Source organism: Cellulomonas sp. zg-ZUI22, assembly GCF_017353535.1.
Classification (GTDB): domain Bacteria; phylum Actinomycetota; class Actinomycetes; order Actinomycetales; family Cellulomonadaceae; genus Cellulomonas; species Cellulomonas wangleii.
The window spans coordinates 158,320-183,228 of sequence record NZ_JAFMUZ010000008.1; the positions used below are offsets into that span (position 1 = coordinate 158,320).

Annotated in this window: 21 protein-coding genes and 1 pseudogene; 12 read left to right on the forward strand and 10 right to left on the reverse strand. The window is 75.9% G+C overall.

The annotated features are described in order from the left end of the window. Nucleotides 1-2: 2 nt before the first annotated feature. The 4 genes from J1G43_RS16765 to J1G43_RS16780 are packed head-to-tail and all read left to right on the forward strand — an operon-like array spanning nt 3 to nt 7,904. Nucleotides 3-1,058, forward strand: a complete 1,056-nt coding sequence (locus J1G43_RS16765) for an ABC transporter ATP-binding protein (protein WP_242635940.1) — start codon at nt 3-5, stop codon at nt 1,056-1,058. Further along, nucleotides 1,055-1,777: an ABC transporter ATP-binding protein gene (locus J1G43_RS16770; protein ID WP_207341578.1), complete on the forward strand. Its 723-nt coding sequence runs from the start codon at nt 1,055-1,057 to the stop codon at nt 1,775-1,777. Before J1G43_RS16765 ends, J1G43_RS16770 begins: the two co-directional genes overlap by 4 nt. A 23-nt stretch (nt 1,778-1,800) precedes the next feature. Continuing rightward, nucleotides 1,801-5,130 (forward strand): FtsX-like permease family protein, encoded by a 3,330-nt coding sequence (locus J1G43_RS16775; RefSeq protein WP_207378881.1) that lies wholly within the window; start codon nt 1,801-1,803, stop codon nt 5,128-5,130. Then, complete coding sequence (locus J1G43_RS16780) at nt 5,127-7,904, forward strand: ABC transporter permease (RefSeq protein ID WP_207378882.1); 2,778 nt, start codon at nt 5,127-5,129, stop codon at nt 7,902-7,904. Before J1G43_RS16775 ends, J1G43_RS16780 begins: the two co-directional genes overlap by 4 nt. A gap of 95 nt (nt 7,905-7,999) precedes the next feature. On the opposite strand, the gene J1G43_RS16785 is transcribed toward J1G43_RS16780, so the two are convergent. From J1G43_RS16785 to J1G43_RS16800, 4 genes are all read right to left on the reverse strand, one after another. Continuing rightward, nucleotides 8,000-9,634, reverse strand: a complete 1,635-nt coding sequence (locus J1G43_RS16785; RefSeq protein ID WP_207341575.1) for a DHA2 family efflux MFS transporter permease subunit — start codon at nt 9,632-9,634, stop codon at nt 8,000-8,002. Between the two features lie 104 nt (nt 9,635-9,738). Next, entirely contained in the window at nt 9,739-10,368 is a 630-nt protein-coding gene (locus tag J1G43_RS16790) for a PadR family transcriptional regulator (RefSeq protein ID WP_207341574.1), read from the reverse strand. A 183-nt stretch (nt 10,369-10,551) separates the two neighbouring features. Continuing rightward, nucleotides 10,552-11,895 (reverse strand): PhoH family protein, encoded by a 1,344-nt coding sequence (locus J1G43_RS16795; RefSeq protein WP_207341707.1) that lies wholly within the window; start codon nt 11,893-11,895, stop codon nt 10,552-10,554. A 322-nt stretch (nt 11,896-12,217) separates the two neighbouring features. Continuing rightward, nucleotides 12,218-12,979, reverse strand: coding sequence for an isoprenyl transferase (locus J1G43_RS16800; protein WP_207341573.1), 762 nt, complete (start codon nt 12,977-12,979; stop codon nt 12,218-12,220). A 148-nt stretch (nt 12,980-13,127) separates the two neighbouring features. Here J1G43_RS16800 and J1G43_RS16805 point away from each other — a divergent pair, with 148 nt between their 5' ends. Continuing rightward, a complete protein-coding gene (locus J1G43_RS16805) occupies nt 13,128-13,907 on the forward strand; it encodes a hemolysin III family protein (RefSeq protein WP_207341572.1) in 780 nt (259 codons plus the stop codon). A 37-nt stretch (nt 13,908-13,944) separates the two neighbouring features. On the opposite strand, the gene J1G43_RS16810 is transcribed toward J1G43_RS16805, so the two are convergent. The 3 genes from J1G43_RS16810 to mca are packed head-to-tail and all read right to left on the reverse strand — an operon-like array spanning nt 13,945 to nt 16,042. Then, nucleotides 13,945-14,790, reverse strand: coding sequence for a nitrilase-related carbon-nitrogen hydrolase (locus J1G43_RS16810; protein ID WP_207378883.1), 846 nt, complete (start codon nt 14,788-14,790; stop codon nt 13,945-13,947). Continuing rightward, on the reverse strand, nt 14,787-15,158 hold the full coding sequence (locus tag J1G43_RS16815; RefSeq protein WP_207341570.1) for a hypothetical protein: 372 nt from the start codon (nt 15,156-15,158) through the stop codon (nt 14,787-14,789). The genes J1G43_RS16810 and J1G43_RS16815 overlap by 4 nt, the downstream gene beginning before the upstream one ends. Continuing rightward, nucleotides 15,155-16,042 (reverse strand): mycothiol conjugate amidase Mca, encoded by an 888-nt coding sequence (mca, locus tag J1G43_RS16820; protein WP_207378884.1) that lies wholly within the window; start codon nt 16,040-16,042, stop codon nt 15,155-15,157. Before mca ends, J1G43_RS16815 begins: the two co-directional genes overlap by 4 nt. Nucleotides 16,043-16,165: 123 nt before the next feature. Here mca and J1G43_RS16825 point away from each other — a divergent pair, with 123 nt between their 5' ends. Beyond that, complete coding sequence (locus J1G43_RS16825; protein ID WP_207378885.1) at nt 16,166-16,570, forward strand: DUF4307 domain-containing protein; 405 nt, start codon at nt 16,166-16,168, stop codon at nt 16,568-16,570. Nucleotides 16,571-16,829: 259 nt separating this feature from the next. Continuing rightward, nucleotides 16,830-17,315 carry a transcription elongation factor GreA gene (gene greA, locus J1G43_RS16830; RefSeq protein WP_089800908.1) on the forward strand — a complete coding sequence of 162 codons (486 nt, stop codon included), beginning with the start codon at nt 16,830-16,832 and terminating at the stop codon, nt 17,313-17,315. Nucleotides 17,316-17,402: 87 nt separating this feature from the next. On the opposite strand, the gene ilvA is transcribed toward greA, so the two are convergent. Genes ilvA through J1G43_RS16845 form a run of 3 tightly spaced genes read right to left on the reverse strand, consistent with a single transcriptional unit; the run spans nt 17,403 to nt 21,135 of the window. Then, a complete protein-coding gene (gene ilvA, locus J1G43_RS16835; RefSeq protein ID WP_207378886.1) occupies nt 17,403-18,614 on the reverse strand; it encodes a threonine ammonia-lyase in 1,212 nt (403 codons plus the stop codon). Further along, entirely contained in the window at nt 18,611-19,903 is a 1,293-nt protein-coding gene (locus J1G43_RS16840) for an AI-2E family transporter (RefSeq protein ID WP_374191814.1), read from the reverse strand. The genes ilvA and J1G43_RS16840 overlap by 4 nt, the downstream gene beginning before the upstream one ends. Then, nucleotides 19,900-21,135: a cystathionine gamma-synthase gene (locus J1G43_RS16845; protein WP_207341567.1), complete on the reverse strand. Its 1,236-nt coding sequence runs from the start codon at nt 21,133-21,135 to the stop codon at nt 19,900-19,902. Before J1G43_RS16845 ends, J1G43_RS16840 begins: the two co-directional genes overlap by 4 nt. Nucleotides 21,136-21,273: 138 nt before the next feature. On the opposite strand from J1G43_RS16845, the gene msrA reads away from it, so the two are divergent. From msrA to J1G43_RS16870, 5 genes and pseudogenes are all read left to right on the forward strand, one after another. Next, entirely contained in the window at nt 21,274-21,951 is a 678-nt protein-coding gene (msrA, locus tag J1G43_RS16850; RefSeq protein ID WP_207341566.1) for a peptide-methionine (S)-S-oxide reductase MsrA, read from the forward strand. 133 nt (nt 21,952-22,084) lie between these two features. After that, the gene (locus J1G43_RS16855) at nt 22,085-23,647 is read left to right on the forward strand and encodes an ATP-dependent DNA ligase (RefSeq protein ID WP_207378887.1); all 1,563 of its coding nucleotides are present in this window, start codon (nt 22,085-22,087) and stop codon (nt 23,645-23,647) included. Nucleotides 23,648-23,669: 22 nt separating this feature from the next. Further along, a complete protein-coding gene (locus J1G43_RS16860; RefSeq protein WP_207341564.1) occupies nt 23,670-23,969 on the forward strand; it encodes a hypothetical protein in 300 nt (99 codons plus the stop codon). Between the two features lie 26 nt (nt 23,970-23,995). Further along, nucleotides 23,996-24,259, forward strand: a pseudogene (locus J1G43_RS16865) (ATP-dependent DNA ligase); the annotation flags it as partial. A 100-nt stretch (nt 24,260-24,359) separates the two neighbouring features. Beyond that, entirely contained in the window at nt 24,360-24,908 is a 549-nt protein-coding gene (locus J1G43_RS16870) for a hypothetical protein (RefSeq protein ID WP_207341563.1), read from the forward strand. Nucleotide 24,909: the final 1 nt, after the last annotated feature.

The window sequence follows — 24,909 nt, forward strand, 5'->3', positions numbered from 1 at the left end:
GGATGGAGCAGGCCATGGACCACGGGACGACGGTGCAGCAGGACGCACCCCGGACGAGCCTGGCGACGCTGGAGGAACGTGCGCGGGCACGCCCGGAGGCGTTCGGGCGCACGTCGCTCATCGTGTGCGAGTCGCTCGTGCGCATCTACCAGGCCGAGGGCATCGAGGTGCAGGCCCTGCAAGGGCTGGACCTGCTCGTCGACGAGGGCGAGATGATCGCCGTCGTCGGCGCGTCCGGCTCCGGCAAGTCGACGCTGCTGTCGGTGCTGTCCGGGCTCGACGTGCCGACCGCCGGCAACGTGCGCGTCGGCGAGTGGGACCTCATGACGATGACCGCCCGCGAGCGCGTGGAGTACCGCCGCTCCACGGTCGGGTTCGTGTGGCAGCAGACCGCACGCAACCTCGTGCCGTACCTGACGGCGGCGGAGAACGTGGCCCTGCCCATGGCGCTGGCGGGCAGGCCGCGCAAGCAGCGCCGCACCGAGGCCGACGCCCTGCTGGACGTGCTCGGCGTGGCGTACTGCGCGGACCGCCGCCCGGGGCAGATGTCCGGCGGTGAGCAGCAGCGCGTCGCGATCGCCGTCGGCCTGGCCAACGCCCCGCGCGTCCTGTTCGCCGACGAGCCCACCGGTGAGCTCGACACCGCGACCTCCGCGGACGTGCTGGAGGCGATGCGGGCCGTCAACCGCGACCTGGGCACCACCGTCGTGGTCGTGACGCACGACCCGGGGGTCAGCGACCACGTGCAGCGCACGGTCGCGATCCGCGACGGCCGCACGAGCTCGGAGGTGCTGCGCCGCACCGCGACCCGCGACGACGGCACCGAGCACGAGGTGGCCGAGGAGTTCGCCGTGCTGGACCGCGCCGGGCGCGTGCAGCTGCCGCAGGAGTACCGCGAGACGCTCGAGCTGGTCGGCCGGGTGCGGCTCACGCTCGAGCAGTCGCACGTCGCGGTCCGCCGCGGGCACGACACCCCCGCCGCGGCAGCCCCGACGACCACCCCGGCGACGGCGCAGCAGGGCGAGGACCACCCCGGACACGGACGGAGAGCCCGATGACCGCCACCACCACCGCCGCGGCGGGGACCACCCCGGGCGCGCAGGCACCGCTCGTGCGCGTCGAGCACGTGGACCGCACCTTCGGCAGCGGCCACGCCGCCGTGCACGCGCTGCGCGACGTGTCCCTCGAGGTCGCCCCGGGTGAGCTCGTCGCGCTCGTCGGGCGCTCGGGGTCGGGCAAGACGACGCTGCTCAACACCATCGGCGGTCTGGACCGCCCCGACGCCGGGCGCATCGAGGTCGCGGGCCGGGAGGTGTCGTCGCTCGACGAGCGCGGCCTGGTCTCCCTGCGGCGTGACGTCGTCGCGTTCGTGTTCCAGACGTTCGGCCTGGTGCCCGTGCTGACGGCGGCCGAGAACGTCGGGGTGCCGCTGCGGATGCGACGCACCCCGGTCGACGAGCGCGAGGCGAGGGTCCAGCTGCTGCTGGACCTGGTCGGGCTCGGGCCGCACGCCAAGCAGCGCCCCGGGCAGCTGTCCGGCGGGCAGCAGCAGCGCGTCGCCATCGCGCGCGCCCTGGCCAACTCCCCGCGCCTGCTCATCGCCGACGAGCCGACCGGGCAGCTCGACTCCGAGACGGGCCGGGCGGTCATGGCGCTGATCCGTGCGGTCGTCGAGGCCGAGGGCATGACCGCGATCGTCTCGACCCACGACCCGGTGATGGTCGCCCTGGCGGACCGGGTCGTGCACCTGGCCGACGGCCGGCTCGTCGACGGCTGACCGGGACACGACCGGTGCGTCACGTGGTGCGGCCAGGAGGGCCGGGCGGTGCGGGCTGGCGGGCGCGCGTCGTGGGCGGGCGGCTGCGGGACCAGTCCCTGGTGGTCCTGATGGTGACGGCCGTGGCCGTGGCGGCGACCACCGTGGTCGGCCTGCTCGCGGGTCTGCTGCACCTCGCGCAGACCGATGCCGTCCGCTCCGCGCTGGGTGACCTCGACCCCGACGACGTGCGGATCGAGGCCACGGTCTGGGTCGACGGCGAGGACACGGAGACGGTCCTCGCCAAGGCCGGCGACGGGTTGGCGGCGATCACGGGGGACGTCCCGACGGACGTCGCGACCTGGCTCATCGGCCCGTGGTACGCAGTTCCGCGCCCGGACGGTGTGTCCGCGCACATGGCCTACCTCGCCACGCTGCCACGCACGGAGGGCACCGCACGGCTGGTCGACGGCCGGTGGCCGCAGGCGACGACCGCACCGGACGGCGCGCTCGAGGTCGCCGTCCCGGTGATCGCGGCGACGTCGAACGGGTGGGGGGTCGGCGCACGGATCGACGCCAAGGTCTGGGAGACCCGGCAGGACGCGACCTGGACCGTCGTCGGCACGTACGAGGCGATCGGACCGAGCGCGGGGTGGGCACGCGACCGGCTGCGCGGCGCCGGCATGGATCCCGCCCGGAACGTGCCGGGCAGTGCGGGGATGCGGACGACCGTGGCCTGGGGACCGTTCCTGGTCGACCCGTCGGTCCTCAGCGGTGCGGGGACCGTCGACACGGCCTACCTGCTCGCCGAGCCGCGGCTGGGCGAGGCGTCGCCCGACGCGGTCGCGGGGCTGCGCGAGCGGGTCGTCGACGGGCCCGTCCTCCTCGCCGAGGCGATCCGGCCGGAGGTACGCGGCCGGCTGACCACCTCGCTGGACGACACGGTCGACGCCATCGGGTGGCAGGTCGCCGTCGCGCGCGCCGGCGTGGTGACGACGGGCCTGCTGCTGGCGACGCTCGCGACGACGGTCATGCTCCTGGCGGCACGGCTGCTGGCCGAGCGCCGGACCGCCGAGAACGAGCTGCTCGCGGCGCGCGGCGCCTCGCCGGGCCAGCTGCGCTCGGCCGTCGTGCTGGAGGCGCTGGGGCTGGCCGCGCTCACCTGGCTGGCGGCGCCGTGGGCCGCCCAGGCAGCTCTGGGCGCCCTCGTGCGGTCGGGCGACCTGACGGCGGCCGGCTACCAGGTGGGACCCGGCGTCCCGGCCCCCGTCCTGCTCGCGTGCGCCGCGATGGCCGGTGTCCTCGCGGTGGCGCTGTGCGTCCCCGCCTGGCACACCGCCGGGTCCAGCACGGGGACCGCGCACGCGGGTCTGCTGCGCGCGGGGGCCGACGTGATGCTGCTCGGGATCGCCGCCGTCGCACTGGCCCAGCTGGTGACGTACGGCTCCCCCGTGGTCCGCGGCACCGGCGGCCCGTACGTCGACGTCGTCCTGGTCGCCGGTCCCGCGCTCGTCGTCCTCGCGGTCGCCACGGTCGCGCTGCGCCTCGTGGCACCCGTCGGACGGGGGGCCGACGCCCTCGCCGCGGGCGCGCGCTCGTTCGTCGCGCCGTACGCGGCCTGGCAGGTCGCCCGGCGTCCCGCCGTCGCGTCGGGGACCGTCCTGCTGGTGGTCGTCGCGGTGGCCGCCGGGTCGTTCTCGGCCGCGTTCGGTGCGACGTGGCGGACCTCCCAGCTCGAGCAGGTCGACCTCGCCCTCGGGACGGACCTGCGCGTCGGAGGCTTCCCCGACGCCCCGCTGACGGCGTCCGTGGCGGTGGCCGGGGCCACCGCGGACCACCCGACGGTCCACGCCCAGCCGGTGGTCGACCGCCACGTCGACGTGGGTCCCCGGAACGGCACCGCCGGTGTCTCGGCGCGGTTGCTGGCGGTCGACGCCTCACGGCCGCAGGACGTCCGCGGACGCACCGGCACCGAGCCCGCCGACCTGCTCGCGGGCCTCGGCACCCTGCCCCCGCCGACCGGTACCGCCGCCGACGTGCCCCCGGACACGCAGTGGCTCGTCGCCGACGTCACGGTCACGACGGACCCGGTCACCGGGGGCGGCTCGGGCCTGGTGCACCTGACGGTGGAGGACGACCGCGGCGTCGTGGTCCAGCTCGCCCCGCGCACCGTCCGGCTGGGTGAGCGCGTCCAGGTCGCCACGCAGGTGCCGCGGTCGGACCACCTGCGGCTCGTCGCCGTCGGGGCGTTCGTCGCGCCCGAGGCGCTGCCGGACCTCGACGCCGCCGCACCGATCCGCGGCAGCGTCCGTCAGCTGGATGTCCGGCTGACGCTGCACGGCCTGCACGGCGTCCCCCGGTCGGCCGGTGTCACCCACTACGCCGCAGCCGCCGAGGCACCCGGGCCGGCGATGACGGTCACCGGCGACGGCTGGTCCGGGACCGTCCACCAGGCGCCCCGGACGTCGGCGCTCGACGTCGCGGGCGGTCTGACCCCGGGCGATCCCGACCGCGCGCTCGAGATCACGGGCTCCGTGCTCGGCGACGGCCGTGCGATGACCCAGGCGAGTCTCGTCGCGAGCGTCGGGAGGCCGACGACGCCGGTGCCCGCCGTCGTCAGCCGGGCCCTGGTGCAGGAGATCGACGTCCGGGAGGGCGACCTCCTGTCGCTGAGCGTGACGGGCACGCCGGTCGACGTCGTGGTGCAGCGCGTCGTCGACGACGTGCCGGGGGCACCGGGCCGCCCGGCCCTGCTCGTGGACCACCGCGTCCTGGCGTGGAGCGTGCTGGACACCGGCGGGCAACCAGGCCTCGCGGACGTCTTCTGGGTGGCCGGGCCGCAGCCCGCCGTCGCGGCCGTGGCGGCGGAGCTCACGGGGACGGACGCGGAGCTGACGTCGCGCGCCGGACGACGCGCCACCGCGGTCGCCGGACCCGTCTCGGCCGCGGTGCCCGCAGCGCTGTCCCTGCTCACGATCGCCGCCGTGGTGCTGGTGCTGGTCGGAGTCGGGACGGTGGCGGCGGCGGCGCTGCGGGCGCGACGGCTCGAGCTGGCCCGCCTCCAGGCCCTCGGTGCGTCACGGCAGGGTCTCGTGGGCGGGCTGGTGGTGGAGACCACGCTGCTCGTCGTGCTCGCCGCCGCCGTCGGTCTGCTCGCCGGCTACGGCCTGTCGGCGGTGGTCGCGCCGCTGCTGACCCTGTCGCCCGACGGCCGTCCACCCTCCCCCGATCCCCGCCTGGTGTGGGGCTGGGGGCGCCAGGCGGTCCGGACCACGGGCCTCGTCGTCGCGGCGTGCGCCGTCGTCACGGCGGTCGTCGGCCTGGGCCTGCGTCGCGCGTCCGGCGCCGCGCTGCGGATGGGGGACGCGCAGTGACCGGCACCACCGCCACCCGTCTGCGGGCGACGACCGGGGACGCGGTGCTCGTCACCCGGCGCCGTGCCCGCCAGGACGCGGGCCTGGTCATCGGCACCGCGGTCCTGCTGACCGCGACGCTGCTGGCGCTGCTGGCCGTGCCGCGCCTGCTGGCCCGCACGGCCGACGACGCCCTGCGCGAGGCCGTCACCCACGCGGGCGCCGAGGCGGACGTCGTCGCACCGGTCGCCGTGGCGGAGTTCGTGTACCCCCCGCCGGAGGACCCGTTCGCCTTCCCCGTCGAGGCGGCCGTGATGCTCGACGAGACCTTCGAGGACCTGCGTCCCGCGACCGCGGTGTCGACGTCGCCGCCCTTCGTCGCCCTGCTCGACGCGCAGCGGTTCCCCGCCCGTCTCCTCACGATCGAGACGCCGTCCGACCCGGCGCCGCCGGTGCGGTGGATCGCCGGACGCGAGCCGGCGACCCTGGTGCCCGACCCGGAGACCGTCTCCCCCGACGACGTGCTGCCGGCCGCGACGCAGACGGACCTGGGGCCCCGTGCCATCGAGGTCGGGCTGAGCGTGGCGTCCGCGGACGAGCTCGGCGTGGACCCCACCGACGGGCCGGTCACCGTCCGCCTGGTGAAGCGCGGCGAGACCGTGGAGGCGCGGGTCACCGGGCTCTACGAGGCCGTGGACCCTGCCGACGTCCGCTGGTCGACCGTCCCCGAGCTGCTCGCGGTGCCGGCCGACGAGAGGGACCCCGTCGGCCTGTACGTGCCGCCCACGGTGCGGTGGGACATGGTCGCCGTCGTCGGGGGGACGCAGCTCGGCGGCTCGGCCGTCGCCCCGGTGGACACCGACGCCCTCACGGTCGACGACGCGCACCGGCTGCGCCGCTCGATCCAGACGGTGGCGGCCCGGGAGGCGATCGTGACGAGCGGTCTGCCCCAGGTGGTCGACGCGTTCGACGCCCACCTCGCCGCCGTCCTCGCGCAGGCCACGCTCGTGGTGACGGGGGTCGGCACGACGGCCGCGTGCTGCCTCGTGCTCGCGGCCGGTCTGCTGGTGGAGCGTCGGCGCACGCACCTGGCCGCGGACCGCGCGCGCGGCGCGTCGCTCGCGTCCGTCGCCACCCGCAGCCTCCTGGAGTCCCTGCCCACGGCCCTGCTGGCGGCCCTGGTCGCCGGTGGTGCCGTCGCGTGGTGGCTGCCCGGCACCGCGGGCCCGACCTGGACCGCGACGGCGGTGGCCCTGGTCGCCGTGGTGGCGCCCGCGGTCCTGGCCGTCCGGGCCGCCCGCGGCGCCTGGACGGGGCGCCGCACACCGGCGGACCGCCGCGAGCGGGCACGCCTCGCCGGTCTGCGTCGCGCCCGGCGGCTGGTCGTCGAGGTGGGTGTGACCGTGGTGGCCGTGGCCGCCGTCCTCGCCCTGCGCGGCCGCGGGATCGTCCCGCAGGCGTCCACGCAGGCGGACCCGCTGCTCGCTGCCGCGCCCGTGCTCCTCGCTGCCGCCGCGGCGCTGCTCGTCGCGCGGGCGGCACCCGCGGCGGTGCAGGCGGCGGCGGGGTGGGCGATGAGGTCGCGCGGGCTGGCCGCACCGCTCGCCGTGAGCCGGGCGCACCGTGCCGCGACGGCCCTGCTGCCGCTGCTGACCGTCACGGTCGCCGTGGCGCTCGTCGTCCTGAGCGGGGTGCTGGTGCAGAGCGTGCGCGACGGCCAGCGGGCCGCCGCGGACCAGCTCGTGGCCGCGGACGTGCGGATCGACGGCGTCATGGACTCCGACGCCGCCCGCGCCGCGATCGCTCGGCTCGGCACCGCCGACGGCGTGACCGCGGTCGCCACGGGCGCCCAGATCGGCGGACGCGCGTTCGGCCCCGGGTCGGACCCGAGGGCCACGGTCGTCGTCGTCGACACCGCCGCCCTCGCCGAGGTGCGCGCGGCCCGTGGCCTGCCCGTCGACGCGGGCCTGGCGACGCTGGGCGAGGCCTCCGACGGTCGCCTGCCCGCGCTCGCGGACGCCGCGCTGCTGGACCGGGTGGACGTCACCGGGGGCACCGAGCTGCAGGTCATCTCCGGGCGGGTCGACGTCGACGTGCGCGGCGCGACGACGGTCCTGGCCGACAACGGCCCCCCACCCGTCGACGCGCGTGCCGCCCACGCCACGCGCACCGGCGACGACGGCGTCGTCGTGATCGACTCCGGCGCGCTGGCCACCGTGTCGGACCGGCTGCCCGCGACGACGCGGGTCTGGGTCGCGGGGCCCGGGGCCGAGCAGGCCGTCGCCGACCTGGGGTTCGCCCAGCTGCCCGGCGTGACGGTGACCACGGCGGACGGGTGGTGGCGCGACTGGTCGCGGGCCCCGCTCCCGTCGGCCCTCATGACGCTGCTGGTCGTCGCGGTCGCCGCGCTGTCCGGTCTCGCCGTGGTGGCGCTCGCCCTCGTGGTGGTCGCGACGTCGGGGGAACGCGGGCGGACGCTGTCGACGCTGCGCACGCTGGGCCTGGACGCGCGGACCGCCCGGTGGGCGACGCTCGGCGAGCTGGCACCGCTCGTGCTCGGCGGGTTCGTCGGCGGCACGGTCATCGGGCTGGCGCTGCCGCCGCTGATCGCCCGGACGCTCGGGCTGTCGTGGGTGACCGGCAGCCCCGGCGACGTCCCGGTGAGCCTCGTGGCGTGGCCGGTGCTGCTCGCCGCGGTCGCGCTCGGGGCCGCCCTCGCCGTCGCCGTGGCCGTGGAGCAGGCCGTGCGGCGCCGGGAGCGGCTCGGCGAGGTGCTGCGCGTCGGGGCCCGCTGACCGGGCGCGCCGACCGGGGCGCGCCGACCGGGGCGCGCTGACCGGGTCCCGCTGACCCCCGCGCCACGGGCGGTCGTCCGGCCGCGCCCGGCCCGTCAGCCGACGGCGGCGCTGACGTCCCTGTCCGGTGCCGGTGCCGCGTGCTGCGGACGGCCGCCGCGCATCGCGAACGCGCAGGCGGCACCCAGCAGCAGCACGAGGACGGTGAACCCCAGCGTCTGGCCGGCGGCCGCGGCGAACCCGGCTCCGGCGGCGGACTGCGCCGCCGCACGCAGCTGCTCGGCCACCTCGGCCGGGACACCCGCCGGCAGGTCGAAGCCGCCCCCGGCCGATCCCAGGCCGGCTGCCGCCGCCTGCCGGAAGCCGTCGACGAAGGGCGTGCGCAGCTCGGCCGGCAGGCCCGCGGCCGCGTCGCGTGCCGCCGCAGGCATCGTGACCGCGAGCCGCGACGTCAGCAGCGCCACGACGACCGCGGACCCGATGACCCCGCCCACCTGGCGGTTCGTGTTGAACGCACCGGCTCCGGCCCCTGCCGTGCGCTGGTCCAGGCCGGTCGTCGCGAGGTTGCCCAGCGGGGAGAACACCAGCCCGGTCCCGACACCGAAGCCGAGCATCGGCACCACGAGGCGCCAGACCTCGACGTCGGGCTGCACCTGCGTCGCGAGGATCCCGATGGACACGGCCAGCACGGAGAACCCGGTGGCCACCACCCACTTGCCCGCGACACGGTCGGACAGGCGGCCCGCGAACGGGGCGACCACGCCGGAGATCAGCGACCCGGGCAGACCCACGAGCGCGGCGTGCAGGGGCGAGAGTCCGAGCACCTGCTGCAGGTACAGCGTGAACGGGAAGAAGATGCCCGTCATGGCGAACGACACCGCGGCTCCCGCCACGTTGGCCAGCGAGAAGTTGCGGTGCGCGAAGAGCCGCAGGGGCAGCAGCGCGTCGTCGCCGCGGTGGCGCTGCCAGAGCAGGAACGCGGCCGACACCAGGGCACCGGCGCCGACGACCAGGGGCACGGTCACCGGGCCGACGATCGTGCCCCACCCGTAGCTCGGCCCCTCCTGCAGGCCGAACACGAGGAGGCTCAGGCCCACGACGGACAGCACGACACCGGGCACGTCGAACGTGCGCGCGTGCGTCGGCAGGGCGGGCAGCCGCGTCAGGGACAGCCACAGCGCGACGACGCCGACCGGGATGTTGACGTAGAAGATCCACTCCCACCCGATCGTCTCGACGATCACGCCGCCGAGCACGGGTCCGGTGATGGTGGCGACACCGGCCACCGAGCCCCACACGCCCAGGGCAGCACCGCGCTTCTGCGGCGGGAACACCCGCGTGATCATCGCCATCGTCTGCGGCGTCATGAGCGCACCGCCGACGCCCTGCACGGCGCGGGCGGCGATGAGCACCTCGACGGACCCCGCCAGGCCGCAGGCCAGCGACGCGGCCGTGAACACCACGAGCCCGGCGACGAACACCGGCCGGGGACCGAACCGGTCGCCCAGCCGGCCGGTGACCAGCAGCAGCACGGCGAAGGTCAGCAGGTACGCGCTGTTGACCCACCCGACCGTGACGAGGTCGGCGTCGAACACGTCCTGCAGGGTGGGGACGGCGATGTTCACGATGGTCGTGTCGACCATGATCATGAAGAAGCCGAGGCACAGCGGGGGCAGGACGCTCCACGGGCTGCGCCCGTGCAGGTCGACACCGGGTGCGGACGAGGTCATGGCGTGCTCCGGTCTGGGGGCGCCGGTCGGCGCGGGTACGAGTGGTGCGGTGCGGCGGTCGCCCGGGGCGACGTCGGCGTGGGGCGGGTGCGGGCGGCGCGGGCTCAGCCCGGGTGCGCGTCGACCCGCGCCTGACGGCGCTCGCGCGCGGCCAGGAAGTCGTCGGGCGGAGGGCCGCCCCAGGTGAGGGTGCCGTCGGCGAGGTCGCGCAGCACCTCGTCCAGCCAGGCGACCTCGCGCTCGAGCAGCGCGAGCTCGCGCTCCCCGTCGAGGACGAACCGGCGGGGCAGGCCCAGGGCGAGCGCCTCGTCGAGGCGGTCCCGCAGGTCGGCGAGCCGCGCCGCCTCCCGGTCACGGCGCGTGGTCAGCGCGGCGGCCACCTCGTCGGCGGGCAGACCGGGTGCGTGGGCCAGCCCGACCGGGAAGTCCGCGTAGGCGGGGCGGTGGTCGGCGAGGTAGGCCGTGACGGCGCGTCCGAGGGTGGCCCGCCCGGCGGGCGTGACGGAGTAGGTGGTGCGCTCGGGTCGGTTGCCGCACCGTTCGGTGCCGACCGCCTCGACGAGGCCGTCGCGCTCGAGCCGCTGCACCGCGTGGTAGACGGCGCCGGGGTTGACCCGCACGAGCCGGGCGTCGCCCCGCTCGACCAGGGTCGTGAAGACGTCGTAGGGGTGGCGGGGCCGCTCGTCGAGCAGACCGAGGACGAGCACCGCGACCGCGCTCGGCTCGCCCGCCATCGTCCATCCCCGTCGACCCGTGACCTTCGTCCTACTCCGCACGGAACATTACGCCCGGATCAAACGGCGGTCCATCGGAGCACCCGACCGCGCGCACCGGCCGTGCGCACGGGACGGTGCACCGCCGGAACGCACCGCGGGCCGGGCCCACGGGGGACCCGGCCCGCGACGGGCGTCGGACGCTCAGGCCTCGATGCCCTCGAAGAGCTCGGTGACCAGTGCCGCCACCGGTGACCGCTCGGACCGCGTGAGCGTCACGTGCGCGAACAGCGGGTGACCCTTGAGCGCCTCGATCACGGCGGCGACGCCGTCGTGCCGTCCCACCCGCAGGTTGTCGCGCTGGGCGACGTCGTGCGTCAGCACCACCCGCGACGACTGCCCGATGCGCGAGAGCACCGTCAGCAGGACGTTGCGCTCGAGGGACTGCGCCTCGTCGACGATCACGAACGCGTCGTGCAGCGACCGGCCGCGGATGTGCGTCAGCGGCAGCACCTCCAGCAGGTCGCGGTCGAGCACCTCCTCGACCACCTCCTTGCTGACCAGCGCGCCGAGCGTGTCGAACACGGCCTGCGCCCAGGGGTTCATCTTCTCGGCCTCGGAGCCGGGCAGGTACCCCAGGTCCTGGCCGCCCACCGCGTACAGCGGGCGGAAGACCATCACCTTGCGGTGCTGACGCCGCTCGAGCACGGCCTCCAGGCCGGCGCACAGGGCCAGCGCCGACTTGCCGGTGCCGGCGCGACCGCCCAGCGACACGATGCCGATCTCCTCGTCGAGCAGCAGGTCGATCGCGATGCGCTGCTCGGCCGACCGGCCGTGCACCCCGAACACGTCCTGGTCGCCGCGCACCAGCTGCACGTGCTTGTCGGCCGTGACGCGCCCGAGCGCCGACCCGCGCGGGGAGTGCAGCACCAGGCCCGTGTGGCACGGCAGGTCGCTCGCACCGCCCGCGAGCGCCGAGGGGCCCGTGACGACGTCGGCCAGCGCGATCGACTCGTGCTCCCACAGGTCGGCCATCTGCTGCTCGGACACGTCGAGCGCGTCCATGCCCGTCCACCCGGAGTCCACGGCCAGCTCGGCGCGGTACTCCTCGGCCGGCAGCCCCACGGCGGACGCCTTGACGCGCATCGGCAGGTCCTTGGACACGACGACCACGTGCTGCCCCTCGGCGGCCAGGTTGGCGGCGACCGCGAGGATCCGCGTGTCGTTGTCCCCCAGCCGGAAGCCCGCGGGCAGCACGGCCGGGTCCACGTGGTTGAGCTCGACGCGCAGGGTGCCGCCCTGGTCGGTCACCGGGACGGCGGCGTCCAGCCGACCGTGCTCGACGCGCAGGTCGTCGAGCAGGCGCAGCGCGCTGCGGGCGAAGTACCCGAGCTCCGGGTGGTGCCGCTTGGCCTCGAGCTCGGTGATGACCACGACCGGCAGGACGACGTCCTGCTCGGCGAACCGCCGGATCGCGTGGGGGTCGGAGAGCAGGACCGACGTGTCCAGGACGTACGTCAGGCGGGGGCCGGCGGGGCCGCCCGTCACAGGTGCGGTGCCCTCGTCGTGCTGCTGCTGCGAGATGTGGTCCACGGCAGGCTCCCCTCGGCGCGTCAGTGCCGGTCTGGGCGCCGTCCGGCGACTCGGGGCGCGGACGCGCACGCGGGTCGGCAGTCGGCGGCGGGACGGGGTCGGTCGGCCGAGGGCCGGGACCGGCCCTCCTCCCGGAGCGCATGCTCCATGGGCTGACCTCCCGGGACGACGGGTGTCGTCCGTTGCCCCGACCGTAACCCGCATCACATCCGCGACGGCACGAATCGGGTCACGACACGCGAATCGTCACACGCCGTTCACCTGGACGACGGAGGCCTCAGCGACCCATCCGGCGTTCCCGCTGGCTGTAGGCGCGCACGGCGCGCAGGAAGTCGACGCGCCGGAAGTCCGGCCAGTACGCCTCGCAGAAGTAGAACTCGGAGTGGGCGCTCTGCCACAGCAGGAACCCGCCGAGGCGCTGCTCGCCGGACGTGCGGATGACGAGGTCCGGGTCCGGCTGGCCCTTCGTGTACAGGTGCTGGGCGATGTGCTCGACGTCGAACGCCTCGGCCAGCTCGTCCAGGCTGGAGCCGGCGTCGGCGTGCATGCGCAGGAACGAGCGCACGGCGTCGGCGATCTCGCGCCGCCCGCCGTAGCCGACCGCCACGTTGACGTGCAGGCCCTCGACGTCGGCCGTCGCGTCCTGCGCCGCCTTGAGCGCGGCCGCGGTGCGGTCCGGCAGCATGTCGAGCGCCCCGACCGCCTGGATGCGCCAGCGCCGCTCGGCCGCCAGCTCCCCCACGACGTCCTCGATGACACGCAGCAGCTCCTCGAGCTCCGCGGGGTCGCGCGCGAGGTTGTCCGTCGACAGCATCCACAGCGTCACGACCTCGACGCCGACGTCCTCGCTCCACTCCAGGAGGTCGCTGATCTTGTCCGCGCCGCGGCGGTGGCCCGTCGCGGACGGCAGCCCGCTGCCGCGCGCCCAGCGGCGGTTGCCGTCGAGGATGACGCCGACGTGCCGGGGCACCTGCTCCGGGTCGAGCGATGCGGCGAGCCGTCGCTCGTACAGGCCGTACAGCGGGTGCGGCAGGCGCACGCGGAGCCTCCCCCGGGGGTGGGACGTCGGACCCGACAACGGTACTCGCCGCCGCGGCACCCCGGCGGCGGGTGGTCCCGGGGCACCCCGTTCGGGCGTAACCTACGGTGTCGTAACTTCCGGCGGACGAAAGCGGTCACAGCCTCCGATGAGCACTCACCCGGCGCCCGGTCAGCCCACTTCCCGGTCTGCCCCCGCGACCCCCGGCGCCCCCGCCGACGACACGCACGAGGCCGGGCCCGTCGCCCGTGCGGCGGACGCCGTCGGTGACGCCGTCGAGGCCGCGGTCGAGGCCGTCAAGCCCCGCCTGCGAGGCATGATCCACGCCGGCGTGGCCCCGATCGCCCTCGTCGCGTCCATCGCCCTGGTGGCCCTGTCCCCCACCTCCGCGGCCCGCTGGTCGACGGCCGTCTTCGGGGTCACCGCCGTGCTGCTCTTCGGCACCAGCGCGGTGTACCACCGCGGCACCTGGTCCCCGCGGACGGCGGCGCTGCTGCGGCGCCTGGACCACACCAACATCTTCCTCATCATCGCCGGCACCTACACGCCGCTCGCGGTGCTGCTGCTGCCCCCGGCGACCGCCCGCAGCCTGCTGCTCATCGTGTGGTCCGGTGCGGTCGTGGGCATGCTCGCGCGGATCTTCTGGCTCGGCGCGCCCCGGTGGGTCTACGTGCCGATCTACCTCGCGCTCGGCTGGGTCGCGGTGGGGTACTTCCCGCAGTTCTGGCAGACCGGCGGCGCGACGGTCGTCGGGTTCATCGCCGTCGGCGGCCTGGCGTACACCGTCGGCGCGATCATCTACGGCATGAAGCGCCCCAACCCCAGCCCGCGCTGGTTCGGGTTCCACGAGATCTTCCACGCGCTGACCGTGGTCGGCTACGGGTGCCACTTCGTGGCCGTCGCGATCGCGGTGTCCCGCCTGGCCTGACAGGACACGCCTGGCCTGACCGGGCACCGGCCCGTCGTCAGGCCCGGGGGACCACCGCGTACCGCCGGTTGGCCAGCGAGGGGTCGCGCTCGCGCACGGCCCGCAGCGCGGCCGCGTCCAGGTCGACGGTCCGCACCTGCGGCGTCCCGTCCAGCTCCAGCCCCACGACGCCGTCCGGCCCGACGACCAGCGAGCGCCCCACGACACCCGTGCCGGCCTGCCCGACAGCGACGACGGCGGCGGTGTTCTCGATGGCGCGGGCGACCGCGAGGGTCCGCCAGTGCAGGGCCTTCAGGTCGCCGGCGACCCACGCCGCCGGCACCACGAGCACGTCCGCGCCGGCGTCGACGACGCGCCGCGCGGACTCCGGGAAGCGCAGGTCGTAGCAGGTCAGCACGCCGAACCGCAGGCCGGCCACGTCGAGCACGAGCGGCGGGGCGTCCGCGGGGCCCGGGGCGAGGCGGTCCGACTCCCGGTGCCCGAACGCGTCGTAGAGGTGCACCTTGCGGTACACGCCCGCGACGTCGCCCGTGGCGTCCACGGCGACCACCGCGTTGACGGCACGCGGCCGCCCGTCGGCGCCGGGGGCGCCGTCGGGGAGCGTCGTCCCGGCCACCACGGCGAGCCCGTGCCGCGCGGCGACCTGACGCAGCGCCCCGACGAAGGGGCCGTCCAGCGGCTCGGCGAGGTCCACGCCCACCCCGCGGGGATCGTAGGCGGAGGCGTACTCCGGCAGCACCACGACGTCGGCACGCGCCCGCGCCGCCGTGCGCAGCGCGTCCTGCGCAGCCAGCAGGTTCGCGGTCCGGTCCGGGCCGACCTGCAGCTGGGCCACGGTCACCCGCACCGCGGGGCGCTGGGGCGGCGCGGGTCGGTCGCTCATCGCCCGGGTGCGGGCGGCGCGGCCGGCGGGTCCTCGACGTCGCCGGACGCCGTCACGGCACCCGCGGACGACGCGGCGGTCCCGGCACCCTCGGCGCCGGCACCCTCACCACCGGCACGCTCGCCGACCGTGCCGTCACCGACCGTGCCCTCGCCGGCGGACCCACGCAGCCGCTCGCGGTGCGTCGCGCGCCGCATGCGCCGCGAGAAGGACACCGCGAGAAGGATGACCGCGAGCGCCAGCACGAACGTCGCGATGAACCCCGCGAGCCCCGGGGACCCCTCCTCGGGGCTCTCGATCGTCGGCCCCGGCAGTCGCTGGGACCAGCGGACCCCGGCGACCAGTGCGGTCGCCACCAGCGTGTTCATCGTGCGTGCTCCGTCCCGCGGATCCCCGCGAACAGGTCGGTCTCGGGCAGGGTGGTCTCGACGCGGGACTGCGCGAGCTCGTACTCCTCGTCCCGCCAGCTGGCGAGCTCGACGTCGCGCGGGACGGCGAAGAACCAGCCCTCGGGGTCGATCTGCGTCGCGTGGGCGCGCAGCGCGGCGTCGCGCCGGTCGAAGTACTCGGCGCACTCGATGCGCGTCGTCACCTCGCGCTCGGGCACCTCGCGCGCCTGGCGGGAGTCGATCCAGTCGCTGAACGGCGACTCGCCCCCGGCCGCGACGATCGCGTCGTGCACCGCCCGCATCCGCGCGAGCGAGAAGCCGTGGTTGTAGTACAGCTTCAGGGGCGTCCACGGCGCACCGCGCCCGCGGTAGCGCTCCGCGTCGCCGGCGGCGTCGAACGCCTCCACGGCCACGCGGTGGCACATGATGTGGTCGGGGTGCGGGTACCCGCCCGTCGGGTCGTACGTGGTGACCACGTGCGGGCGGAACTCCCGGACCACCTCGACCAGCGGGGCCGACGCCTCCTCGAGCGGGAGCGTGCCGAACGACCCCTCCGGCAGCGGCGGCAGCGGGTCGCCCTCCGGGAGCCCGGAGTCGACGAACCCCAGCCAGTGCTGACGCACCCCCAGCGCCGCCGCGGCGGCGGCCATCTCCTCGCGGCGCACGGCCCGCATCGCCTCCAGCCCATCGGGGGCGGGCCCGTAGTGCGGGTTGAGCACGTCGCCGCGCTCGCCGCCCGTGCAGGTCACGACCAGCACGTCGACGCCCTCGGCGGCGTACCGTGCGGTGGTCGCGGCACCCTTGCTGGACTCGTCGTCCGGGTGCGCGTGCACCGCCATCAGCCGTAACCGCTCCGAGGTCACCGGGGATCCTTCCGTGGCAGGTCGTGGGACGGGAGACAATGATCCCTCACCCCACCCACAGGTACCGCACGGACGTCCACGAGACACCGCTCGGCGGACCGCAACGCAGCAGGAGGCACCACCGTGGTCGCACCGGCCCCCCGCCCGCCCGTCGGGCGCTACGGACCGGAGCCCACCGACGCCACGCGCCGCCTGCAGCGCGTCGTGCTGGCGGCGCTGGTGGTGGGCGCCATGCTGCTGCTCGGCTGGATCGGCAGCGGCGTCCTGCGGGACCCCGTCCAGTGGCAGGACGTCGGCTACCGCGTGGACGGGCCGGGCTCCACCGAGATCACGTTCGACGTCACCACGGCCGTGGGGACCGGCGCCACCTGCCGGGTGCAGGCGCTGGCCGCGTCGTACGCGCAGGTCGGGGTCCTCGACGTGGACGTCCCGCCGGCCGAGACCCGCACGCGCCGGGTCACCGTGACCGTCCCCACGGTCGAGCTCGCGGTCACCGGCGTCGTGCAGGGCTGCGAACCCGTCGACTGAGCCCGCCGCGCGGGCCGACCGGGCCGCGCCAGGCCCGCGACCTGCGGCGACGTGCCCGCTCACCCGTCCGGCCCACCCGGTCCTGGACGGTGGGTAGACTGTACGTTTACGCCGCCCCCGGTCCGGCGTCGTACGTCAGGTCGACGCGACCGCGGTGGCACGCCCCCCACACCACCCCGCGCCGTCCGGACGTCGGCGACGACCGCGGGCACCGTGCCGCCGGACGGGCGGCCACCCCCAGGCAAGGAAGGGAGCGACCGTGACCGACACGACTGCGGCCACGTGGCTGACGCAGGAGGCCTACGACCGCCTCACGGAGGAGCTCACGCACCTCCAGACCGACGGGCGCAAGGAGATCGCGGACCGCATCGCCGCGGCGCGTGACGAGGGCGACCTCAAGGAGAACGGCGGCTACCACGCCGCGCGCGAGGAGCAGGCGAAGCAGGAGGCGCGCATCCGCGAGCTCCAGGCCAAGCTGCGCAACGTGCAGATCGGCACGCCGCCGGACGACGGCGTCGTCGAGCCGGGGATGGTCGTCACGGCGCTCGTCGCCGGCGACGAGATGACGTTCCTGCTCGGCTCCCGCGAGATCGCCGGGACCGCCGACATCGACGTCTTCTCCCCCACCTCGCCCCTCGGTGCCGCGATCCACGGGCACAAGGTGGGCGACGCCACGTCGTACGTGGCGCCCAACGGCCGCGAGATCCCGGTCGAGATCACGGCGGCCAGCCCCTTCCAGGGCTGACGCGACCCGCCCGACGCGGGGGCACCCCCGAGCCCGAGCCCTGCTCGCCGCTCGACGGGGCGCCCCCGCGCGGTCGTTCCGGAGGGCTCAGGCGTCGCCGAGGCGGTACCCGGCCCGGCGCAGCCCGGCCAGCACCGCCGCGCAGTGCTCCGGGCCCTTCGTCTCGATCTGCAGGTCGACCGCGACCTCGCTGAAGCCCAGGTCGTCGCCCGTGCGCAGGTGGCTGACGTGCATGACGTTGCCGCCCAGGCCGGCGACGTCCCGCAGCAGGTCCGCGAGCGCCCCGGGGGTGTCCTCGACCACCACGTGCAGCTGCAGGTACCGGCCCGCCGACGCCAGGCCGTGCCGCACCACCCGCAGCAGCACCAGCGGGTCGATGTTGCCGCCCGACAGCACGCACACCACCGGGCGTCCGTCGTCGGTGCCCAGCCCGTGCGGGTCGGCCATCAGGGCCGCCACGGCGGCGGCACCGGACGGCTCGACGACGAGCTTGGCGCGCTCCGCCACCAGCAGCAGCGCGCGTGACAGGTCCTCCTCCGAGACGGTCCGCACCGGGACCCGGTGGGCCGCGAGGAGCTCGAACGGCACCGCACCGGGCGTCCCCACGGCGATGCCGTCAGCCATGGTCCGCAGCTCCGGCGCCGGGACGGGCCGGCCGGCTGCGAGCGAGGCGGGGTAGGCGGCGGCGCGCGCCGCCTGGACACCGACGACCCGCACGTCGGGCCGGTCGGCCAGCGCCGCGGCGATCCCCGCGGCCAGGCCACCGCCACCGACGGGCACGACGATCGTGCCCACGTCGGGGACCTGCTCGAGCACCTCGAGCGCGACCGTGCCCTGGCCCGCGTCGATGTCCGGGTGGTCGAACGGGTGGATGAGCACCGCGCCCGTGCGGTCGGCGTGCTCGCGGGCCGCCACGAGCGCCTCGTCGACGGACGTGCCCACCAGCTCCACGTGCGCGCCGTAGCCGCGGGTCGCGGCGATCTTGGGCAGTGCGGCGTCCACGGGCATGAAGATCACCGCGTCGAGTCCCAGCAGACCGGCGGCCAGCGCCACGCCCTGCGCGTGGTTGCCGGCGCTCGCGGCGACGACACCGCGCGCCTGCTCGTCGGGGGTCAGCCGCGCCATCCGCGTGTACGCGCCACGGATCTTGAACGACCCGGCGCGCTGCAGGTTCTCGCACTTGAGCCACACGTCCGCACCGGCCAGCCGCGACAGCGCACGGCTGCGCTGCACCGGCGTGCGCTCGGCGACGCCCTGCAGCAGCTCCGCCGCCGCGCGGACGTCCGCGGGGCCGATCACGACGTCACGGGCGAGCCGCCCGGGGTCGCGTCGGGTGCGTCCGCCTGCTCCTCACGGGTCGCCTGCGCCTCGGACTCCGCCTCCGCGGCCGCCGCGACGGCGCGGTCGAGGACGGGGTGCCCCTTGGCGCGGATGGGGACGTGGTCCCCGGTGCCGAGCTGCGGGAACTTGTCGTGCCCGTGCAGGTACAGCACGACCGTGTTGAGCACGGCTGCGATCGGCACGGCGAACAGCGCGCCGACGATGCCGGCGACCAGGGAGCCGGTGGTCACCACCAGCAGCACCGCCACCGGGTGCAGCGACACCGCGTGCCCCATGAGGAACGGCTGCAGGACGTGACCCTCGAACTGCTGCACCACCAGCACGATGGCCAGCATGATCAGCGCCGAGCCCCAGCCCTGCGTGACGAGCGCGACGAGCACCGCGACGGACCCGGTGACGATGGCCCCGACGAACGGGATGAACGAGCCGAAGAACACCAGCACCGCGAGCGGGACGACCAGCGGCAGCTGGAGGAACGCGGCACCGATGCCGATGCCGACGGCGTCCACGCCGGCGACGAGGATCTGCGTGCGCGTGTACGCCCCGAGGGTCACCCAGCCGCGGCGGCCCGCCTGGTGGACGCGCTCGCGCGACCCGCGAGGCAGCAGCCCGACCACCCACGCCCAGATGTTCCGGCCGTCGATGAGGAAGAACAGCGTGCAGAACAGCGCGATGAGCGCCCCGGCGACGACGTGCCCGACCGTCACGCCGACGGACAGCGCGCCCGACGCGATCTGCTGCCCGCTGGACGCGACCGCGTCCTGCAGCTGCGACACGTAGTCGTCGAGCTGGGCCGTGCTGAGCTTCAGCGGCCCTTCAGCGAGCCAGTCGGTGAGCTGGGCGAAGCCCTCGCGCGCCTGCTCGCCGAGCTCCGCGATGCCGTTGACGATCGAGCGTCCGGCGAGCGTGAGCAGGCCGATCACCAGCGCGAGCGTCAGCACGAGCGCCGTGCCCGCCGCGGCCGCCCGCGGCAGGCCGGCGTGCCGGTGCAGGCCCCGCACCAGCGGCGACAGCAGCACCGTGAGCAGCAGCGCGACGGCCACGGGGACGACGATGACCTTGACCACGGACAGCAGCCAGAGCCCGACCGCGAGCGCGGCGAGGATCACCAGCGCCCGCCACGACCAGCCCGCCCAGGCGCGCACCGACGCCGGCACGGGGTCCGGCCGGGGGGTGACGGCGGGCGGCGTCGGCAGCGCCGGCTCCCCGGCGGGCGTCACCGCCCCGGACGTGCCCGGCGCGCTCACCGAGCGAGCCCCGCCGCGGCGAGCGCCTGCTCGAGGTCGGCGAGCTGGTCCTCGACGTCCTCGATGCCCACCGACAGGCGCACCAGGTCGTCGGGGACCTCCAGCGCGGTGCCGGCCACCGAGCCGTGCGTCATACGGCCCGGGTGCTCGATCAGCGACTCGACGCCGCCGAGGGACTCGGCGAGCGTGAAGACCCGGGTCGCCGCGCACACCGCGACGGCGGACTCCGCCGATCCCGTGCGGAACGCCACCATGCCGCCGAACCCCCGCATCTGCCGGGCCGCGACCTCGTGCCCCGGGTGCTCGGGCAGCCCGGGCCACAGCACCTCGCGCACCCCGGGGTGCGCGACGAGGAACCGCGCGACGGCCTCGGCGTTGGCCACGTGCCGGTCCATGCGGACCGCGAGCGTCTTCAGGCCGCGCAGCGTGAGCCACGCGTCGAACGGCCCGGCGACGGCACCGGACGCGTTCTGCAGGAACCCGACCGCGTCGCGCAGCTCGGTGGTGCCCGTCGGGCCCTGCATGCCGGCGGGGAGCTGGGCGCCGTCCGCGACGACGACCGCACCCCCGACCACGTCGGAGTGCCCACCGACGTACTTGGTGGTCGAGTGCACGACGGCGTCCGCCCCGAGGGCGAGCGGCTGCTGCAGGTAGGGCGTCGCGAAGGTGTTGTCGACGACGAGCACGACGCCGTTGGAGCGCGCGTGCGTCGCGATCGCCGCGATGTCGGCGATGCCGAGCAGCGGGTTGGTGGGCGTCTCGACCCAGATGGCCTTGGTGCGGCCCGGCTGGATCGCGGCGAGCACCGCGTCCGGGTCGGACAGGTCGACGGGCGTGTGGTCGATCCCCCACGGCCCGAGGACCCGCGCCACCAGGCGGTACGTGCCGCCGTACGCGTCGTCGGGGACGACCAGGTGGTCGCCGGGGCGCAGGATCGAGCGCAGCAGCGTGTCCTCCGCCGCGAGCCCGGACGCGAACGCGAACGCGGCGGCGCCGCCCTCGACGGCGGCGAGCGCGGTCTGCAGCGCGTCGCGCGTCGGGTTGCCGGAGCGGGAGTACTCGTAGCCGCCGCGCAGGCCGCCGACACCGTCCTGCTTGTACGTCGAGACCTGGTGGATCGGCGTGACCACCGCACCGGTGGCGGCGTCGGGGTCCTGACCTGCGTGGATGGCGCGGGTCGAGAAGCCGGAGTCGGTCCAGTCGTGGGGCTGCGCGAGCGGGTCGTGGGTCACGGACCCAGGCTAGGCGGTGGGCGCGGCGCCAGCGCGTGACGGCACGCACGGCACGACGGTGCGGTCCGGGCGGGGCCCGCGGAACAGCGTCCGCACCGCGCCTGTTGCACGTGCTGGACCCGACGGAAGGAGACGGTCATGGCCTCGTTGTTCGAGACGCTGCTGGGCACGTCGCTGCGCACGACCATGGTGGACGCCGAGCACGCGCTCAAGGGCCGGGACGCGTACGCGTACCCGGTGCCGACGACGCACGCCGTGCTGGGCACGCCGCTGCAGGGCCCGTGGCCCGAGGGCACCCGCGTGCTGTACCTGGCGTCGGGCTGCTTCTGGGGTGCGGAGAAGGAGGCCTGGCAGCTGCCGGGCGTCGTCACCACGGCCGTCGGCTACATGGGCGGCTTCACGCGCTACCCGACGTACGAGGAGACGTGCACCGGGCGCACCGGCCACACCGAGACGGTGATGGTCGCGTACGACCCGACCGTGCTGTCGGACGTCGACCTGATGCGGCACTTCTGGGAGGAGCACGACCCCACCCAGGGCTTCCGCCAGGGCAACGACGTGGGCACGCAGTACCGCTCCGCGGTGTTCTTCACGACGCCGGAGCAGGAGGCCGCGGCGCGGCAGACGCGCGACGCGTACGCCCCGGTGCTCAAGGCCCGCGGCTACGGCGACGTGACCACCGAGATCCGCTCCGTCGAGGACGCCGGCACGTTCTACTACGCCGAGGACTACCACCAGCAGTACCTGCTGAAGAACCCGGGCGGGTACTGCCCGGTGAACTCGACGGGCGTCGCCTGCCCGGTGCCGTCGGCGTGACACGTGCCCCCGGCCTGACAGTGCCCTCGGCCTGACCGGCCCGGATCGACCTCTCGCCCACGGGTTCCCTAGGTCGCGAGAGGTCGGTCCGGCACGTCAGGCGGGTGTGGGTGGGGCGGGCCAGGATGGGCGCATGCTGCTCGACGACGTCGCCGACGCGTCCGCCCGGGTCGCGGCCACGCGGTCGCGGCTGGCCAAGCGGGCGGTCCTGGTCGACGTGCTTCGCCGGGCTGCGGCCGACGGCCCGGACGACGTGGCGATCGTGTCGCGGTACCTGGGCGGTGAGCTGCGGCAGCGCCGGACCGGGCTGGGGTGGCGGTCGCTGACGGGCATGCCGTTGCCGGCCGACGCACCGTCCTTGACGGTCGGGGAGGTCGACGCCGCGTTCGCCCACATGGCCGGCCTGTCCGGGTCGGGCTCCTCGACCGCCCGCCTCGAGGCGGCGCGTGCGCTCTTCGCGGCCGCGACCGAGCGCGAGCAGCACCTGCTGCGCGGGCTCGTCAGCGGTGAGCTGCGGCAGGGCGCCCTCGACGCGCTGCTGCTCGACGCGGTCGCCGAGGCCGCGGGCGTGCCGGCCGACGTCGTGCGACGGGCCGCGATGCTGGCCGGCGAGACCGAGGCCGTCGCCGTCGCGGCCCTGGGTGCGTCCTCCCCCTCCGCGGCCCGCACCGCGCTGGACGCGTTCACGCTGACCGTCGGCCGGCCGGTGCGCCCGATGCTGGCCCAGTCCGCCCCCGACGTCCCGACGGCCGTCGGCCAGCTCACCGGCACCGCGGACGGCCCGGCCGCGCCGGTGGTCGTCGACACCAAGCTCGACGGCATCCGCATCCAGGTGCACCGCGACGGTGACGAGGTGCGGGTCTACACGCGCAGCCTCGACGACGTGACGGCTCGCGTCCCCGAGATCGTGGCGGCGGTCCGCGCCCTGCCGGCCCACACCCTCGTCCTCGACGGCGAGGCCCTCGCCCTCGACGCCGAGGGCCGTCCCCGCCCCTTCCAGGAGACGGCCTCGCGCAGCGCGACCCGCGACGCCGACCTCGCCGCGCCGGCGACCCTCACCCCCTTCTTCTTCGACGTGCTGCACGTCGACGGGCACGACCTGCTCGACGCGCCGCTGCGCGAGCGGCTCGCCGTGCTGGACGAGGTGGCCGCGCCGCACGTCGTCCAGCGCGTGGTCACGTCCGACCCGGCCGTGGCGGCCGGGCACTTCCGCAGCGTCGTCGCCGCGGGGCAGGAGGGCGTGGTCGTCAAGGCCGCCGACGCCCCGTACGAGGCGGGGCGGCGCGGCGCGGCGTGGGTCAAGGTCAAGCCGCGGCACACCCTCGACCTGGTCGTGCTGGCGGTCGAGCGGGGCTCCGGACGCCGCGCGGGCACGCTGTCGAACATCCACCTGGGCGCGCGGGACCCGGCCGGCGGGTTCGTCATGCTCGGCAAGACCTTCAAGGGCATGACGGACGAGATGCTCGCGTGGCAGACCCGGCGCTTCCGCGAGCTCGAGGTCGCCGACGACGGGTGGACCGTCACGCTGCGCCCCGAGCAGGTCGTCGAGATCGCGTTCGACGGGCTGCAGCGCTCGACGCGCTACCCGGGAGGGCTGGCGCTCCGGTTCGCGCGCGTCCTGCGGTACCGCGACGACAAGTCCGCCGCCGAGGCGGACACGATCGACACCGTCCGCGCGTTGGTGGCCCCGACGTGACGACGTCTGCCAGGCTCGGCGCATGTCGGACGACGTCCTCCGCGTCGCGGACCTCCGCGCCGCGCTCGCACTCGCCCTGGACGCCTTCGAGGCAGAGGTCGGGCCCGAGGTGCCGCTCGACCACGACCACTACTGGCACCTGCCGGTCGACGCCTCGTTCGACCTCTCGCGAGAGCCGCAGGAGCACACGGTCGGCCAGATCATCGACGACCTCCACGAAGCCCAAGGCCTGGCCGCGGACGGCGATGCGTTCCCGGCGTGGCACGCGCTGAACCATGCCATCGGGCTGCTCCGCGTCCTGGAGCACGCAGCGCGTCGTTGAGGCTCGTCCGTCATCGCGTTGCCCGCAAGACGTTCAAGGGCATGACCGACGAGATGCTCGCGTGGCAGACGCAGCGCTTCCGCGAGCTCGAGATCGCCGACGACGGGTGGACCGTCACGCTGCGGCCCGAGCAGGTCGTGGAGATCGCCTTCGACGGGCTGCAGCGCTCGACGCGCTACCCCGGCGGCCTGGCCCTGCGCTTCGCCCGGGTGCTGCGGTACCGCGACGACAGGTCCGCCGCCGAGGCGGACACCATCGACGCCGTCCGGTCGCTCGCCGCTCCGACCTGAGGACCGTCACGAGCTGCTCGTCCCTGGCCCCGCACGCGCCCGCCCGCATCCGACCACCGGAACCGGCCCGCACGGCGGCAGGCCGCGGCAGGATCGAGCCGTGGGCCGAGCCAGCCGCGCCAAGCGCCGCCGCCGCGACGCGGAGGAGCGCCGTCTCGCCCTCTCCAAGGCTCCGGACCCGGACGACGCCGCCACCTGGACGCTCGCGGGCGTCGTCGCGCTCGTGGCCGTCGCCGTCGTGACCGGGTGGTGGTCGGACACCCGGGTCGGCCCGGGTGGTACGCAGCTGGGCGCGCTCGTCGGCAGGCGCAACCCCGAGCTGCTCACGCTCGACGTGCCCGACGGTCGCCTCGCCCTCGTGGCGGCCGCGCTGACGCTGCCCGCCGTGGTGCTCGCCCTGCTCGGCCGCCGGGCCACCCGACGCGCGACCACGACGTCCCGGCTGACCGGCATCGCCGCCGTCGTCGCCGTGGTGGTGGCACCCGCCGTCGTCTCCTCGTACGTCGCGGCCGCCCTGGGCGCCGCCGCCGACGGCTGGTGGATGGTCGTCACCCACGTGTGGCCCGTCCCGGCCGCGTTCGTCGCGACGTTCTGCGTCTGGGTCGCCGCCGACGGGATCCGGCCCCGGCGCGGGCCCGCCCGCACCTGAA

Coding starts and splice junctions, on each gene's coding strand:
- J1G43_RS16765 (WP_242635940.1), top strand. CDS start 3: ATGGAGCAGGCCATGGACCACGGGACGACGGTGCAGCAGGACGCACCC.
- J1G43_RS16770 (WP_207341578.1), top strand. CDS start 1,055: ATGACCGCCACCACCACCGCCGCGGCGGGGACCACCCCGGGCGCGCAG.
- J1G43_RS16785 (WP_207341575.1), bottom strand. CDS start 9,634: ATGACCTCGTCCGCACCCGGTGTCGACCTGCACGGGCGCAGCCCGTGG.
- J1G43_RS16790 (WP_207341574.1), bottom strand. CDS start 10,368: ATGGCGGGCGAGCCGAGCGCGGTCGCGGTGCTCGTCCTCGGTCTGCTC.
- J1G43_RS16805 (WP_207341572.1), top strand. CDS start 13,128: ATGAGCACTCACCCGGCGCCCGGTCAGCCCACTTCCCGGTCTGCCCCC.
- J1G43_RS16810 (WP_207378883.1), bottom strand. CDS start 14,790: ATGAGCGACCGACCCGCGCCGCCCCAGCGCCCCGCGGTGCGGGTGACC.
- J1G43_RS16815 (WP_207341570.1), bottom strand. CDS start 15,158: ATGAACACGCTGGTGGCGACCGCACTGGTCGCCGGGGTCCGCTGGTCC.
- msrA (WP_207341566.1), top strand. CDS start 21,274: ATGGCCTCGTTGTTCGAGACGCTGCTGGGCACGTCGCTGCGCACGACC.
- J1G43_RS16855 (WP_207378887.1), top strand. CDS start 22,085: ATGCTGCTCGACGACGTCGCCGACGCGTCCGCCCGGGTCGCGGCCACG.
- J1G43_RS16860 (WP_207341564.1), top strand. CDS start 23,670: ATGTCGGACGACGTCCTCCGCGTCGCGGACCTCCGCGCCGCGCTCGCA.